General features: G+C 58.2%; 12 protein-coding genes and 3 tRNA genes. 11 read left to right on the plus strand and 4 right to left on the minus strand.

Annotated features, from left to right (window positions below; genetic code table 11):
• Positions 1 to 14: 14 nt before the first annotated feature.
• Together lpxH and EC915_RS16200 are read right to left on the minus strand one after the other, a co-directional pair.
• On the minus strand, positions 15 to 779 hold the full coding sequence (gene lpxH / locus EC915_RS16195) for a UDP-2,3-diacylglucosamine diphosphatase (protein WP_133751542.1): 765 nt from the start codon (positions 777 to 779) through the stop codon (positions 15 to 17).
• Positions 776 to 1,279, minus strand: a complete 504-nt coding sequence (locus EC915_RS16200; protein ID WP_133751543.1) for a peptidylprolyl isomerase — start codon at positions 1,277 to 1,279, stop codon at positions 776 to 778. Before EC915_RS16200 ends, lpxH begins: the two co-directional genes overlap by 4 nt.
• Positions 1,280 to 1,549: 270 nt before the next feature.
• Between EC915_RS16200 and EC915_RS16205 the strand changes: the two genes are divergently transcribed.
• Positions 1,550 to 3,250 carry a glutamine--tRNA ligase/YqeY domain fusion protein gene (locus tag EC915_RS16205; protein WP_133751544.1) on the plus strand — a complete coding sequence of 567 codons (1,701 nt, stop codon included), beginning with the start codon at positions 1,550 to 1,552 and terminating at the stop codon, positions 3,248 to 3,250.
• A gap of 38 nt (positions 3,251 to 3,288) precedes the next feature.
• Positions 3,289 to 4,671, plus strand: coding sequence for a cysteine--tRNA ligase (gene cysS, locus EC915_RS16210; RefSeq protein WP_133751545.1), 1,383 nt, complete (start codon positions 3,289 to 3,291; stop codon positions 4,669 to 4,671).
• 101 nt (positions 4,672 to 4,772) lie between these two features.
• On the opposite strand, the gene EC915_RS16215 is transcribed toward cysS, so the two are convergent.
• A complete protein-coding gene (locus EC915_RS16215; RefSeq protein ID WP_133751546.1) occupies positions 4,773 to 6,614 on the minus strand; it encodes a sigma-54-dependent Fis family transcriptional regulator in 1,842 nt (613 codons plus the stop codon).
• A 328-nt stretch (positions 6,615 to 6,942) separates the two neighbouring features.
• Here EC915_RS16215 and EC915_RS16220 point away from each other — a divergent pair, with 328 nt between their 5' ends.
• The 6 genes from EC915_RS16220 to EC915_RS16245 all read left to right on the plus strand — a co-directional run bounded on the left by EC915_RS16220 (position 6,943) and on the right by EC915_RS16245 (position 13,005).
• Entirely contained in the window at positions 6,943 to 8,037 is a 1,095-nt protein-coding gene (locus tag EC915_RS16220; protein ID WP_133751547.1) for an ABC transporter ATP-binding protein, read from the plus strand.
• A complete protein-coding gene (locus EC915_RS16225) occupies positions 8,037 to 9,164 on the plus strand; it encodes an ABC transporter ATP-binding protein (RefSeq protein ID WP_133751548.1) in 1,128 nt (375 codons plus the stop codon). Before EC915_RS16220 ends, EC915_RS16225 begins: the two co-directional genes overlap by 1 nt.
• Positions 9,157 to 10,023, plus strand: coding sequence for a carbohydrate ABC transporter permease (locus EC915_RS16230; RefSeq protein ID WP_133751549.1), 867 nt, complete (start codon positions 9,157 to 9,159; stop codon positions 10,021 to 10,023). The genes EC915_RS16225 and EC915_RS16230 overlap by 8 nt, the downstream gene beginning before the upstream one ends.
• Positions 10,024 to 10,033: 10 nt before the next feature.
• Positions 10,034 to 10,852, plus strand: a complete 819-nt coding sequence (locus EC915_RS16235; RefSeq protein WP_372237907.1) for a carbohydrate ABC transporter permease — start codon at positions 10,034 to 10,036, stop codon at positions 10,850 to 10,852.
• A gap of 11 nt (positions 10,853 to 10,863) precedes the next feature.
• Positions 10,864 to 11,136: a DUF2160 domain-containing protein gene (locus tag EC915_RS16240; protein WP_133751550.1), complete on the plus strand. Its 273-nt coding sequence runs from the start codon at positions 10,864 to 10,866 to the stop codon at positions 11,134 to 11,136.
• 96 nt (positions 11,137 to 11,232) lie between these two features.
• A complete protein-coding gene (locus EC915_RS16245) occupies positions 11,233 to 13,005 on the plus strand; it encodes an ABC transporter substrate-binding protein (protein ID WP_133751551.1) in 1,773 nt (590 codons plus the stop codon).
• A gap of 211 nt (positions 13,006 to 13,216) precedes the next feature.
• On the opposite strand, the gene folD is transcribed toward EC915_RS16245, so the two are convergent.
• Entirely contained in the window at positions 13,217 to 14,071 is an 855-nt protein-coding gene (folD, locus tag EC915_RS16250) for a bifunctional methylenetetrahydrofolate dehydrogenase/methenyltetrahydrofolate cyclohydrolase FolD (RefSeq protein ID WP_133751552.1), read from the minus strand.
• A gap of 309 nt (positions 14,072 to 14,380) precedes the next feature.
• On the opposite strand from folD, the gene EC915_RS16255 reads away from it, so the two are divergent.
• From EC915_RS16255 to EC915_RS16265, 3 genes are all read left to right on the plus strand, one after another.
• Positions 14,381 to 14,457, plus strand: a tRNA-Arg gene (locus tag EC915_RS16255).
• A 60-nt stretch (positions 14,458 to 14,517) separates the two neighbouring features.
• A tRNA-His gene (locus tag EC915_RS16260) sits at positions 14,518 to 14,593 on the plus strand.
• 56 nt (positions 14,594 to 14,649) lie between these two features.
• Positions 14,650 to 14,734, plus strand: a tRNA-Leu gene (locus tag EC915_RS16265).
• Positions 14,735 to 14,848: the final 114 nt, after the last annotated feature.

Raw genomic sequence — 14,848 nt, forward strand, 5'->3', positions numbered from 1 at the left:
ATGATTGATCGTATTCAGCCCTGGCTTTGGGTATGCCCAATCGCCAACGGCTGCTGCGGCACAAACGCGAAAGATGTCAGTTGAAAGCCCTGTTCGTCGATTTGTAACGCCCAGCCCTCGCGGTCCCAGTCCCCAAGTACGATCCGCTGCGCGGTGTCGTCGCCGATCTGCAGCTTATGAATGGCGGGGCGGTGGGTGTGGCCGTGAATCAGGGTTTTTACCCCGTACTCGGACATGATTCGCGGTACTTCTTCGGGGGTCACATCGACGATGGCATTGGCTTTCATGCGGGTCTGCGCACGGCTTTCGCTGCGCAGCTTGCGCGCCAGCTTGTGCCGGGTGCTCAAGGGCAGATGACGCAGGACCCATAAAGTCAGTGGATTGCGCAGATAGCGGCGCATGCGCATGTAGGCTTCGTCACGGGTACACAGGCTGTCGCCGTGCATCAGCAACACCGGCTCACCGTTGAACTGCACGACACTGGGGTCGCGGAGCAGGGTGCAACCCGCCGCCGTGCAAAAGGCTTTGCCAATCATGAAGTCGCGATTGCCGTGCATCAGAAATACCTGCGTGCCACTGTCGCTCAGCGCGCGCAGGGCTTGGCAGATCAAGCGCTGGAACGGCGACATCGCGTCATCACCGATCCAGGCTTCGAAAAAATCCCCGAGGATATACAGCGACTCGGCGTCACGCGCCCGGTCACTCAGCAGATCCAGAAACGCCCGGGTGATGTCCGGGCGATCTTCTTCCAGATGCAGATCGGAGATCAGCAGTATCACTCAACGATCTCTGCTTTCTCGATGATGACGTCTTCAGCCGGAACATCCTGGTGGCCAGCCTTGGAAGTTGTAGCAACGCCTTTGATCCTGTCAACGACGTCCATACCTTCGACCACTTCACCGAACACTGCGTAGCCCCAGCCCTGCACGGTCTTGGCGCTGTGGTTGAGGAAGCCGTTGTCAGCGACGTTGATGAAGAACTGCGCCGAAGCTGAATGCGGCTCCATGGTGCGGGCCATGGCGACGCTGTATTTGTTGTTCGGCAGGCCGTTGTCGGCTTCGTTCTGGATGCTTGGGCGCTTGTCTTTCTTCTCCTTCATGCCTGGCTCGAAACCGCCGCCCTGAACCATGAAGTTGCCGATGACGCGGTGGAATACGGTGTTCTCGTAGTGGCCCGCCTTCACATATTCGATGAAGTTGGCGACGGTGATCGGCGCTTTTTCAGCGTCCAGTTGCAGGACGATGTCGCCGTGGTTGGTGGTCAGTTTTACATGAGTCATCTTGGCTACTCTTATAGGGAATTCGAAGTTGGACGTGTCGATCGCAGCGTGCAGCGTATAGAGGCTGGCGATTTCACCCTGGCGCGCAGTTTACAGAGGCTAGACGTGCAACGGGAAGTTGCGATCAATACCCGTGGTGCAAATGACGGAAGGCGTATCTCGGCAGTTTTGTCACTGCGCGCTGTCAGGGGCTTGACAGGTTCGGCTATGATAGGCGCTTTGATTTATTCGGCCTACCTTGGCCAAGACAGTTAGGTTTTCAAGGATCCTATGAGCAAGCCCACTCAAGACGCCGCTGCGAATTCAAAGGCAGGCCCTGCAATTCCAACCAACTTTCTGCGCCCGATCGTGCAGGCAGACCTGGATTCGGGTAAGCACACCAAGATCGTGACCCGTTTTCCGCCGGAGCCCAACGGCTACCTGCACATCGGTCATGCCAAGTCGATCTGCGTCAACTTTGGTCTGGCTCAGGAGTTCGGTGGCGTCACGCATCTGCGCTTCGACGACACCAACCCGGCCAAGGAAGACCAGGAATACATCGACGCCATCGAAAGCGACGTCAAATGGCTGGGCTTTGAGTGGTCCGGTGAAGTGCGTTACGCCTCGCAGTATTTCGATCAACTGCACGACTGGGCGGTCGAGCTGATCAAGGCGGGCAAGGCCTATGTCGATGACCTGACCCCCGAGCAGGCCCGCGAATACCGTGGCACCCTGACCGAACCGGGCAAGAACAGCCCGTTCCGCGAGCGCAGCGTCGAGGAAAACCTGGACCTGTTCGCCCGCATGAAGGCCGGTGAGTTCGAAGACGGCGCCCGCGTGCTGCGCGCCAAGATCGACATGGCCTCGCCGAACATGAACCTGCGCGACCCGATCCTGTACCGCATCCGCCACGCCCATCACCATCAGACCGGCGACACCTGGTGCATCTACCCGATCTATGACTTCACCCACGGGCAGTCGGACGCCATCGAAGGCATTACCCATTCGATCTGCACCCTGGAATTCGAAAGCCATCGTCCTCTGTATGAGTGGTTCCTCGACAACCTGTCTGTGCCGAGCAAGCCGCGTCAGTACGAGTTTTCCCGTCTGAACCTGAACTACACCATCACCAGCAAGCGCAAGCTCAAGCAACTGGTCGATGAGAAGCACGTTCATGGTTGGGACGACCCGCGCATGTCGACTCTGTCGGGCTTCCGTCGTCGCGGCTACACCCCGGCGTCGATCCGCAGTTTCTGCGAAATGATCGGCACCAACCGTTCCGACGGCGTGGTCGACTTCGGCATGCTCGAATTCAGCATCCGTCAGGACCTGGACCACAATGCACCGCGCGCCATGTGCGTGCTGCGCCCGTTGAAAGTGGTCATCACCAACTACCCGCAAGACAGGGTCGATCAACTCGAACTGCCACGTCATCCGCAGAAAGAAGAACTGGGCGTACGCAAGCTGCCGTTCTCCCGTGAGATCTACATCGATCGCGATGACTTCATGGAAGAGCCGCCAAAGGGCTACAAGCGTCTGGAGCCAAATGGCGAAGTGCGCCTGCGTGGCAGCTACGTGATTCGTGCCGATGAGGCGATCAAGGATGCCGACGGCAATATCGTCGAGCTGCGTTGCTCCTACGATCCGCAAACCCTGGGCAAGAACCCCGAAGGGCGCAAGGTCAAGGGTGTGATCCACTGGGTGCCGGCTGCTGAAAGCATCGAATGCGAAGTGCGTCTGTACGATCGTCTGTTCCGCTCGGCCAATCCTGAGAAAGCCGAAGAGGGCACCACCTTCCTGGACAACATCAACCCGGATTCGCTGCAGGTGCTGACCGGTTGTCGGGCTGAACCGTCGTTGGCCGAAGCTGCGCCGGAAGACCGTTTCCAGTTCGAACGCGAAGGTTATTTCTGCGCGGACATCAAGGACTCGAAACCCGGTAAACCGGTATTCAACCGCACTGTCACCCTGCGCGATTCGTGGGGCCAGTGAGTACGGGCCTGACCGGCTCTGATAAATAGGCAATCGTCGTGCTTTCTATCTACAACACGCTCACCAAGAGCAAAGAAGTCTTCAAACCGCTGGATGGCAACAAGGTGCGCATGTACGTCTGCGGCATGACCGTGTATGACTACTGCCACATTGGCCACGGCCGCAGCATGGTCGCCTTTGATCTGGTGACCCGCTGGCTGCGTTTTAGCGGCTATGACCTGACCTACGTGCGCAACATTACCGACATCGACGATAAGATCATCAACCGCGCCCGCCAGAATGGCGAGCCTTACGATGCCCTGACCGCGCGAATGATCGACGCGATGCACGAAGACGAAGCGCGCCTGAACATTCTCAAGCCGGACATCGAACCGCGCGCCACCGACTATATCGGCGGCATGCACGACATGATCCAGGCCCTGATAGACAAGGGTTACGCCTACGCACCCGGCAATGGCGACGTGTACTACCGTGTCGGCAAATTCCTGGGCTACGGCAAACTGTCGCGCAAGAAGATCGAAGATTTGCGCATTGGTGCGCGGATTGAGGTCGACGAAGCCAAGGAAGACCCACTGGACTTCGTACTGTGGAAAGGCGTCAAGCCGGGCGAGCCGAGTTGGGACTCGCCGTGGGGCGCAGGTCGTCCAGGCTGGCACATTGAATGCTCGGTGATGTCCACCTGCTGCCTGGGCGAGACCTTCGACATTCATGGCGGCGGCAGTGATCTGGAGTTCCCGCACCACGAAAACGAGATCGCCCAGAGCGAAGCCGCCACCGGCAAGACCTACGCCAATGCCTGGATGCATTGCGGCATGATTCGCATCAACGGCGAGAAGATGTCCAAGTCTTTGAACAACTTCTTCACCATCCGCGACGTGCTGGATAAATACCATCCGGAGGTGGTGCGTTATCTGCTGGTGTCGAGCCACTACCGCAGCGCGATCAACTATTCCGAAGACAGCCTGAAAGAATCGAAGGGCGCGCTGGAGCGTTTCTACCACGCGCTCAAAGGCCTGCCAGCCGCCGCGCCTGCGGGTGGCGACGCATTCGTCGAGCGGTTCTCCGCGGCCATGAACGACGACTTCGGCACCCCGGAAGCCTGCGCGGTGCTGTTCGAGATGGTGCGCGAAATCAATCGTCTGCGTGACAGCGATGTCACGGCAGCCGCAGGTTTGGCGGCGCGCTTGAAGCAACTGGCCTGCGTGCTGGGTGTGTTGCAGCTCAAAGCCGACGACTTCCTGCGCGCAGGCGCCGAAGGCCGTGTTGATGCGGCAGAAGTGGAAGCGCTGATCGCTGCGCGCCTACAGGCCCGAGCCGACAAGAACTGGGCCGAATCCGACCGCATTCGCGACCAGCTTACGGCCTTGGGTGTGGTGCTGGAGGATGGCAAAGGCGGCACCACCTGGCGATTGGCGGACTGACCGTCTGTGCCTGATGGGTCGCTATCCCCGCAAGCGCGTTCTTGAGGGGATGGCGTCCTGATCGTTACCACGCGCAGCGTGGGAACGATCATCGCTTTTGACTAGAAACCTTGCTCTCTTAGGCGCTTATAAAGCGTATTACGACTGACCCCCAGCCTCTTGGCCAACTGGGAGATGTTGCCGCCAGCGGCCTGCAGCAACTCGTTCAACTCCTCAGGTGTCTCCAGCGCAGCCTTGGGGTTAAAGGCGATTTGCGGTTGGCCGTTGTCGTTGTCTATGTCCAGATCGGCGAAGAAATCTGCTGGCAGGTGCTCAATGGAAATCGGCTGCTCGTCGGCCAGCGCCAGGGCCACCTGAATCACGTTGCTCAACTGACGCAAATTACCGGGCCAGGGGTGCCTGTCGAACAGCGCCAGGACTGAGGCGTCGAACCCTGCCGTCTGCTGGGGTTCGCGATGCTGTTGCCAAATTGCCTGCACCAGTTCTGCCTTATCGGTGCGCTCGCGCAGCGCTGGCAGTTCGAGGTTCAGGCCACTGATGCGGTAATACAGGTCTTGGCGAAACCGCCCGTTTTGCACCTGTTCGCGTAATGAGCAATGGGTGGCCGAGATGACACGGATATCCACGGGGAACAGTTCGCTGCTGCCCAGCGGCTGTACACAGCGCTCCTGCAAAACCCGCAGCAGCCGCGCCTGAACGGTCAGCGGCATGTCGCCGATTTCGTCGAGGAACAAGGTGCCTTTGTCGGCTTTGCGAATCAGGCCGATGCTGCCTTTGTGGTGCGCGCCAGTGAACGCGCCCTTTTCATAACCGAACAATTGGGCCTCGACCAGTTCCGAAGGGATCGCTGCACAGTTCACCGCGATAAACGGCTGGTCGGCCCGAGAACTGGCCTGATGCAGGTTTCGGACGAAGACCTCTTTGCCCGCGCCGGTCTCGCCGAGAATCAACAGCGGAACGTTTTTCTCCAGCAGACGCTGGGCCTGACGCGAGGCTTTGGCGACCTTCTCATCGCCAGTGCCCAAGGCTGTGGATACCTGACATTGGGCTTTCCCCGGCGCGGACACCGTTCTAAATTTCAGCACTGCCGCTTTCGGTCGTTTGATCAGACAGTGAAAACGGTTATGCCCCGAGGCCTGCAGAGGAAAGGGCAGGCCCTCCTGTTGATCAAGCAAATGCGCGACCGGTGCCTTGAACAGGTTCTCGATATTCACGTGCAGCAGACTCACGCCCAGTAGCGTGTCGGCGCGGCGATTGGCGCAGAGGATGCGGCCGCTCTCATCGAACACCAACAGTCCGGCCCACTGACTGTCGAGGTTGTTCAGACCCGTGTTGAAAATCAGCTGAAAGTAGCCGTTCTGGAACTGGTCGAGGATCAGCCGGTTTTCGATGGTCTGGCTCATCATCTTCACCATCCCCAGGGTGTGGGAGGGTGGCAGGAAGCTGTCGCTGGACACATCGAGCACCGCAACCATCCGCCGCGAGGCATCGAAGATCGGTGCCGCAGAGCCGGTCATGAAGCGGTTGGCCTTGAGAAAGTGTTCGTGGTGCTCGATGTGAACGGCCTGTTCACAAGCCAGCGCAGTGCCGATGGCGTTGGTGCCGACCCCCTGTTCGAGCCAGTTGGCTCCGGCGACGAAGCCCTTTTGCTGAGCCGGCTCGATGAAGCGCTTGGTGCCCCAGGAATTGAGCACCTGGCCCTGTTGGTCGGCCAGCAGAATCAGGCAATTGGAGTTGCTGAGAATATTTTCGTAGAACGGCAGGACTTGTTGATGGGTGGTCTGCACCAGTGCGTGATGGCGCTCCAGCAAGAGTGCAACCTGCTGCTCGGGCAAGCGGCCATAGGCCGGGCTGGACTGGTGATCGAGGCCGAATTCACGGCAGCGTGCCCAAGAGTCCTGAATGATGGTGTCGTGAGCGAGGGATGCGGCGTGTATGGCCATGGCGGTATTCCGTGCGCGAGCTTTTATTGTTATTGGGATACAGCTTTTCGGCGGAGCATCCGTGCTCGAAGCGTCCATCCATTGTTGTTGAGGATTGTTCAAAGTCAACGTTCAATGTGTTCAGGTGTTCAGTCTTTACTGTTCATTTTTGTTCATCATCGAAGATCAGTTCATCCTGCATGTTGGTTCGAGCACTCTAGGCTGGGCCTTAAGGGTGATTGTTCGCTAACGAATGTCGACTGGCACGATTTTCGCTATCCAACAGGCGGTCGATGAATATCCCGACCCAGTGCAACACCCCGAACAAGACAAATAAAAAGGGCACGCCATGTCTCTCACGCTTGAGCACGTCAGCCGAGCCGTCGACGGTCAGATCTGGATCGACGATGTTTCACTGAGCTTCGAACCTGGCTCATTCAACGTATTGCTGGGGCGCACCTTATCAGGCAAGACCAGCCTGATGCGCTTGATGGCCGGTCTGGACAAGCCAGACAGCGGTCGGGTACTGATGAATGGCAAAGATGTCACCCAGGTTGCGGTTCGTCATCGCAACGTTTCCATGGTTTATCAGCAGTTCATCAATTACCCGAGCATGACCGTTTTCGACAATATCGCCTCGCCGCTGCGTCAGGCGAAGATGTCCAGGGAAGAAGTCGAAAGCCGCGTGCGTGAGACCGCCAGGATGCTGCGCATCGAAACATTCCTCACTCGCCACCCGCTTGAACTTTCCGGCGGTCAGCAGCAACGCACGGCCATGGCTCGCGCATTGGTCAAGGATGCCGAACTGATCCTGTTCGACGAGCCGCTGGTCAATCTCGATTACAAGTTGCGCGAAGAACTGCGCCAGGAAATGCGCCAGTTGTTCGAGACCCGTAACACCATTGCGGTGTACGCAACCACCGAGCCCAACGAAGCGTTGGCCCTGGGCGGGACCACAACGATCCTGCACGAGGGCCGACTTATCCAGAGCGGCAGGACCCCCGAGGTCTATCACCAGCCCAAAACCGTGCTGGCCGCCGAGTTGTTCTCCGAGCCGCCGATCAATCTGATGCCGGGCCGCATCGACGGCAACGAAGTGAGTTTTGCCAACTTCGTGCATTTCCCGCTCAACGTTGATCTGCGCAAGATCGGCGATGGCGAGTACGGTTTCGGCGTACGTCCCAGTCATTTGAGCCTGGTGCCGTCCAACGACGACGATCTGGAACTGGCGGTGACCGTGGAGCTGGCGGAAATCAGCGGCTCGGAAACCTTCCTGCATGTGCGCAACGAACATTTCGCGCTAGTGCTGCATTTGCCGGGCGTTCACGAGTACGACGTCGATACGCCGATCCGCGTGTACATCCCGACTCACAAATTGTTTGTATTCGATCAGCAGGGCGGCCTTATCCAGGCGCCGGGCCTGCGCATGGCGAGGGTTGCCTGATGGCTGAGATTCGCTTGCAACACCTCGCGCATAGCTACAGCGCAAGCCCCAGTGGCCCTGAGGACTACGCGATCCGCGAGATGACCCACATCTGGGAGCAGGGAGGGGCGTATGCCTTGCTCGGGCCGTCCGGCTGCGGCAAATCGACCTTGCTCAACATCATTTCCGGCCTGCTCAGCCCGTCGGAAGGCAAGGTGATGTTTGATTCCACAGTGGTCAACGACCTGTCACCGGAGCAGCGCAACATTGCTCAGGTTTTTCAGTTTCCGGTGGTCTACGACACCATGACGGTGTTCGACAACCTGGCGTTTCCCCTGCGTAACCAAGGCATGAGCGAAGCGAAGGTTCAGACCAAGGTGCAGGAAATTGCCGATGTGCTGGACCTGCAGCCGCTGCTGAAGAAGAAAGCCAAAAACCTCACTGCCGACGAGAAACAGAAGGTTTCGATGGGGCGCGGGCTGGTACGCGACGACGTGTCGGCGATTCTGTTCGATGAGCCACTGACCGTGATCGACCCTCACCTGAAGTGGAAACTGCGACGCAAGCTCAAGCAGATCCACGAGCAGTTCAACATCACCATGGTCTACGTCACCCACGATCAGCTGGAGGCTTCGACCTTCGCCGACAAGATCGCAGTGATGTACGGCGGCCAGATCGTGCAGTTCGGCACCCCGCGAGAGCTGTTCGAAAAACCTCATCACACCTTCGTCGGCTACTTTATCGGCAGCCCCGGCATGAACCTCATCGAGGTCAGGCCCGAGGCAGGCGGCGTTGGTTTTGGGGGCATCCATCTGCCTTTGCCCGAAGCCTTGCAACAGCGCCTGGCGGCAACGCAATGGAGCACGCTGAAAGTCGGGATTCGACCGGAGTTCGTGCATGTCTGGGACGGCTCTTTCGGCGAAGCCATGTGCGCCGACGTGACCTATGTCGAGGATCTGGGGACCTACAAGATCCTTACCCTGAACCTGGCCGGCCAGTCGCTCAAGGTTCGCCTGCAGGAAGACAAACCTGTGCCTCAGGGCCAGGCCTGGATCAGTTTCCCGGCGCAGTGGCTGATGCTCTACGCCGATGAATTTCTGCTGGAAGCCGCCAATCACACGCCCGCCAATGAGGTGCCCCATGACTAAGGTGCAGAACAACAAGGCCTGGTGGTTGGTATTGCCGGTGTTTCTGCTGGTGGCGTTCAGCGCCATCATTCCGATGATGACCGTAGTCAATTACTCGGTGCAGGACATCTTCGACCAGTCCAGCCGTTACTTCGTGGGCGCCGACTGGTTCAGGCAGGTGTTGCAGGACCCGCGCCTGCATGACTCGCTGTTACGCCAGTTCATCTATTCGTTCTGCGTGTTGCTGATCGAGATTCCGCTGGGTATCGGTATCGCCCTGACCATGCCGACCAAGGGCCGCTGGTCTTCATTGTGCCTGATCGTGATGACCATCCCGCTGCTGATCCCCTGGAACGTAGTCGGCACCATCTGGCAGATTTTCGGCCGTGGCGACATCGGCCTGCTCGGTTATGCGCTGAACAATGTCTTGCACATCAACTACAACTACGCCGCCAATGCATCGGACGCTTGGGTGACTGTGTTGGTGATCGATGTCTGGCACTGGACCTCGTTGGTGGCGCTGCTTTGCTATTCGGGTCTGCGGGCAATTCCGGACGTGTACTACCAGGCCGCACGCATTGATCGGGCATCCAGCTGGGCGGTGTTCCGACATATCCAGTTGCCCAAGATGAAGAGCGTGCTGCTGATCGCGGTGATGTTGCGCTTCATGGACAGCTTCATGATTTACACCGAGCCGTTCGTATTAACCGGCGGCGGGCCGGGCAATTCAACGACCTTCCTCAGCCAGACCCTGACTACCATGGCCCTCGGCCAGTTCGACCTGGGCCCGGCGGCGGCATTCTCGCTGGTGTATTTCCTGATCATCCTGCTGGTGTCGTGGGTGTTTTACACCGCCATGACCCACGGCGAAAAGAACTGAGGAGCGGCCCATGAGCAAGCGCGAAAAACTGTCGTTGAAAAAGATCGTGCCGTTGTGGATTTACCTGTTGTTTCTGCTGGTGCCGATCTACTGGCTGGTGAACATGTCGTTCAAGACCAACACTGAAATCCTCGGCGGCCTGACGCTGTTCCCACAGGACTTTACCCTCGCCAACTACAAGGTCATCTTCACCGATGAGAGCTGGTACAGCGGTTACATCAACTCGCTGTACTACGTTTGCCTGAACACCGTGATTTCGCTGAGCGTGGCACTGCCCGCGGCTTACGCGTTTTCCCGCTATCGTTTTCTCGGCGATAAGCACCTGTTCTTCTGGCTGCTGACCAACCGCATGGCGCCACCTGCGGTGTTCTTGCTGCCGTTTTTCCAGCTTTATTCGTCCATCGGACTGTTCGATACCCACATTGCGGTGGCACTGGCGCACTGCCTGTTTAACGTACCGCTGGCGGTGTGGATTCTCGAAGGCTTCATGTCCGGGGTGCCGAAGGAAATCGACGAAACGGCCTACATCGACGGTTACAGCTTTCCCAAATTCTTCGGCAAGATTTTCATTCCGCTGATTGGCTCGGGCATCGGTGTGACGGCGTTCTTCTGCTTCATGTTTTCCTGGGTAGAGCTGTTGCTGGCGCGGACCCTGACATCGGTCAACGCCAAGCCGATTGCCGCGGTCATGACGCGCACGGTATCGGCATCGGGGATCGATTGGGGCGTGCTGGCGGCGGCGGGGGTGTTGACGATCCTGCCGGGCATGCTGGTGATCTGGTTCGTTCGCAATCACGTGGTCAAGGGTTTTGCCCTTGGTCGTGTCTGAGGAGTCGAAAAATGGAGTGGATGTCCTGGACATTACCGACCGCGATTTTCTTTGCGTCCATTGCCGCCATTCTGGTGGCAATGACCGTCTGGGAGCTGCGCTCGGCGAGTATCGAACGTCGTGGTTTTCTGCCGATTTCCACCACCCGCGGCGACCGGCTGTTTATCGGTCTTCTCGGCAGCGCCTACCTGCATCTGCTGGTGGTTGGGGCGACCGACTGGAACATCTGGGTCGCCTCCGGGCTGTCTCTGGTCTGGCTGTTGGTGGTGATGCGATGGGGGTGAAAGGCGTTGGCGGCAGGAAGGCAAACACGCTCCTGCCAACAAAATGCAAATGGGTTGAAACGCGGGACTACATAAGAATCAACACTGGAGGTGTCTATGTTCAATAAGAAAAACAAGCTGCGACATAGTGTGACGGTAGCGACCATGGTAATGCTCAGCGGTTTGAGCATTACCGCGTGGGCTGATCAGTACGAGGACGCGGCAAAGAAATGGGCGGCCAGCGAATTCAAGCCGACCACCCTGTCCGACGCGGACCAGCTCAAGGAACTGGAGTGGTTTATCAAGGCAGCTGAGCCGTTTCGCGGCATGGACATCAAGGTGGTTTCGGAAACCCTGACCACCCACGAATACGAGTCTAAGACGCTGGCCAAGGCTTTTACCGAAATCACTGGCATCAAGGTGACGCACGACCTGCTTCAGGAGGGCGACGTCATCGAGAAACTGCAGACGGCCATGCAGTCCGACAAGAGTATCTATGACGGTTGGGTTAACGACTCCGACCTGATCGGTACGCACTTCCGCTACGGAAAGGCGCTGTCCCTGACAGACCTGATGGCCAGCCCGGAAGGCGCGAAGGTTACGTCTCCTACGCTGGATATCAAGGACTTCATCGGCACGTCGTTCACCACCGCACCCGATGGCAAGCTTTATCAGTTGCCCGACCAGCAGTTCGCCAACCTTTACTGGTTCCGCGCCGACTGGTTCGAACGTGCGGACCTGAAACAGAAGTTCAAGGCCAGGTACGGCTATGAGCTGGGCGTGCCGGTGAACTGGTCGGCATATGAAGACATCGCCCAATTCTTCAGCGAAGACGTCAAGGAAATCGACGGCAAGAAAGTCTACGGTCACATGGACTACGGCAAGAAAGACCCCTCCCTGGGCTGGCGCTTTACCGATGCCTGGTTTTCCATGGCAGGCAGCGGCGACAAGGGACTGCCAAATGGTCTGCCGGTGGACGAGTGGGGGATTCGAGTCGAGGACTGCCACCCGGTCGGATCGAGCATTACCCGTGGCGGCGATACCAACGGCCCGGCCGCTGTTTACGCAACCCAGAAGTACATCGACTGGCTTAAAGCCTACGCGCCGCCGGAGGCTGCGGGCATGACGTTCTCTGAGTCGGGGCCTGTGCCGGCGCAAGGCAACGTCGCGCAGCAGATTTTCTGGTACACCGCCTTCACTGCCGACATGACCAAAGCAGGTCTGCCGGTAATGAATGCCGACGGCACGCCGAAATGGCGGATGGCGCCGTCGCCCAAAGGACCTTACTGGAAAGAGGGGATGAAGCTGGGCTATCAGGACGTGGGGTCGTGGACCTTCCTCAAGTCCTCTGACGAAAAACGTCGCAATGCCGCCTGGCTTTATGCGCAGTTCGTGACGTCAAAATCGGTATCGCTGAAGAAAACCATCGTCGGTCTGACGCCGATTCGCGAGTCGGATATCAACTCCAAGGAGATGACTGCGCTGGCCCCCAAACTCGGTGGTCTGGTGGAGTTCTATCGCAGCCCGGCCCGGGTCCAGTGGTCTCCAACCGGCACCAACGTTCCGGACTACCCGAAACTGGCACAGCTGTGGTGGAGCCATGTGGCTGAGGCAGTGACCGGCGAGAAAACCGCGCAAGCGGCGCTGGACGGGCTGGCCAAGGATCAGGACGCGATCATGACGCGGATCGAGCGCTCCAAGGTCCAGGAAGCCAGCGGTTGTGCACCGAAGATGAACCCGGAAACCTCGGCTGAGGAGTGGTACGCCAAGGCCGAGAAGAGCAACGGTGCGTTCGTTGCGCCACAACGCAAATTGGCCAACGAGAAACCGAAGGGCGAAACCATCGCTTACTCGGACCTGCTGAAAAGCTGGGAGGACGCCAGGAAATAATGCGCTGATCGCTCCTGCCCTTTGGGGGCGATCACGAACTAAACCTGTGGGAGCGAATGCCTACGCGAAAAAGGGTACATCCGCGGAGAAGGTGCTGGATGTACCCCTAGACGTGAATAAATTCGCTCCCGCTGGTTACTCACGGATTTGACTAATGCCGCGCACAAAAAACGGAACCTCGGGTGCTGTTTTTCATGGATACGCCTCTCGATCAACCGTGCAGCGTCTCAGCCGCGTACAGCGTATTTTCCAGCAGGCAGGCGCGGGTCATTGGCCCTACGCCGCCTGGCACCGGCGTGATCCAGCCAGCGCGGGGCAGGGCAGTCTCGTAAACCACGTCGCCGACGAGTTTGCCGTCGTCCTGACGATTGATGCCGACATCGATGACGATCGCGCCTTCCTTGATCCACTCACCCTTGACCAGCCCCGGTTTGCCCGCCGCCACGACCACTAGATCGGCACGGCCGACATGGCCTGCCAGATCCTGCGTGAAGCGGTGAGTCACGGTGACAGTACAGCCCGCCAGCAGAAGCTCCATGGCCATCGGGCGGCCGACAATGTTGGAAGCGCCCACAACCACTGCATCCTTGCCGTACAGGTCGACGCCGGTGCTTTCCAGCAGGGTCATGATGCCTTTCGGGGTGCAGGGGCGCAGCAGCGGAATGCGCTGGGCCAGACGACCGACGTTATAAGGATGGAAGCCATCGACATCCTTGTCTGGACGAATGCGCTCCAGCAGTCTGGAAGACTCCAGATGCGCGGGCAGAGGCAACTGCAGCAGGATGCCATCGATGACCGGATCGTCGTTGAGGCTGTCGATCAGATCGGTCAGTTGGGTCTGGGTGGTTTCGCTGGGCAGGTCGTAGGCCCGGGAGATGAAGCCGACCTCTTCACAGTCTTTGCGTTTGTGCGAGACGTAAACCTGAGAGGCCGGGTCGCTACCGACCAGAATCACCGCGAGGCCCGGCGTGCGTAGCCCTTGCTCGCGACGTTCAGCGACTCGTTTGGCGATCTGCTGGCGCAGGTTGGCTGCGATCGCTTTGCCGTCTATTAGTTTTGCAGTCATTACGCGTGATTAACCATCGGAAGGGAGGAAAAAAGAGCGCGCATTCTCGCATGACCAGACGCAAGGGCAAAGGCGATTGGTCCGCTTAATAAGCTAAGCCCTTTAATTAACTGAATTTTTTAGAAAAAAGTGTTGACGACTTTAAAGGCGGTCTATAAGATTCGTCGCACTTGTCGGGCACTACCCCACACAGGATAGGCCGGAAACGGAATATCAAGTCGAAAGGTTGATTAAGTCAGGTAGAGTTTAGAACGGCTCAGCGTGATTGAAAGCTCTTGATTTGTAGTCGCAAGAATACAAATTAATCAAGCGCCCGTAGCTCAGCTGGATAGAGCATCCGCCTTCTAAGCGGATGGTCGCAGGTTCGAGTCCTGCCGGGTGCGCCATTACGGCAGCTTTGGCACAAGTAGCATTCAATTTGAGTGCGTCGGTTACAACGCAATATGGTGGGCGTAGCTCAGTTGGTAGAGCACGGGATTGTGACTCCCGTTGTCGAGGGTTCGATCCCCTTCGTCCACCCCATATTCGAAAAGGCGCCAGATTCATAGTCTGGCGCCTTTGCTTTAAGCGTTTCAAATGCGGACGTGGTGGAATTGGTAGACACACTGGATTTAGGTTCCAGCGCCGCGAGGTGTAAGAGTTCGAGTCTCTTCGTCCGCACCAGCTACAAACCCTGAGAGGTGCCTCGCGCCTTCCCGGGGATCGAAAAGCCGCCTAGTGCGGCTTTTTTTGTTTCAGAGTATCGGTTTCGCGCTGGGCAGAAGCTCGTCATGTTTT

Origin of the sequence: Pseudomonas sp. LP_7_YM, from assembly GCF_004364435.1 — a bacterium.
Taxonomy (GTDB): Bacteria; Pseudomonadota; Gammaproteobacteria; order Pseudomonadales; family Pseudomonadaceae; genus Aquipseudomonas.

What these genes read in the sequence shown, in the direction of transcription:
- EC915_RS16200 (WP_133751543.1), bottom strand. Translation starts at nt 1,279, where the DNA reads ATGACTCATGTAAAACTGACCACCAACCACGGCGACATCGTCCTGCAA.
- EC915_RS16205 (WP_133751544.1), top strand. Translation starts at nt 1,550, where the DNA reads ATGAGCAAGCCCACTCAAGACGCCGCTGCGAATTCAAAGGCAGGCCCT.
- EC915_RS16215 (WP_133751546.1), bottom strand. Translation starts at nt 6,614, where the DNA reads ATGGCCATACACGCCGCATCCCTCGCTCACGACACCATCATTCAGGAC.
- EC915_RS16220 (WP_133751547.1), top strand. Translation starts at nt 6,943, where the DNA reads ATGTCTCTCACGCTTGAGCACGTCAGCCGAGCCGTCGACGGTCAGATC.
- EC915_RS16225 (WP_133751548.1), top strand. Translation starts at nt 8,037, where the DNA reads ATGGCTGAGATTCGCTTGCAACACCTCGCGCATAGCTACAGCGCAAGC.
- EC915_RS16230 (WP_133751549.1), top strand. Translation starts at nt 9,157, where the DNA reads ATGACTAAGGTGCAGAACAACAAGGCCTGGTGGTTGGTATTGCCGGTG.
- EC915_RS16235 (WP_372237907.1), top strand. Translation starts at nt 10,034, where the DNA reads ATGAGCAAGCGCGAAAAACTGTCGTTGAAAAAGATCGTGCCGTTGTGG.
- EC915_RS16240 (WP_133751550.1), top strand. Translation starts at nt 10,864, where the DNA reads ATGGAGTGGATGTCCTGGACATTACCGACCGCGATTTTCTTTGCGTCC.
- EC915_RS16245 (WP_133751551.1), top strand. Translation starts at nt 11,233, where the DNA reads ATGTTCAATAAGAAAAACAAGCTGCGACATAGTGTGACGGTAGCGACC.
- folD (WP_133751552.1), bottom strand. Translation starts at nt 14,071, where the DNA reads ATGACTGCAAAACTAATAGACGGCAAAGCGATCGCAGCCAACCTGCGC.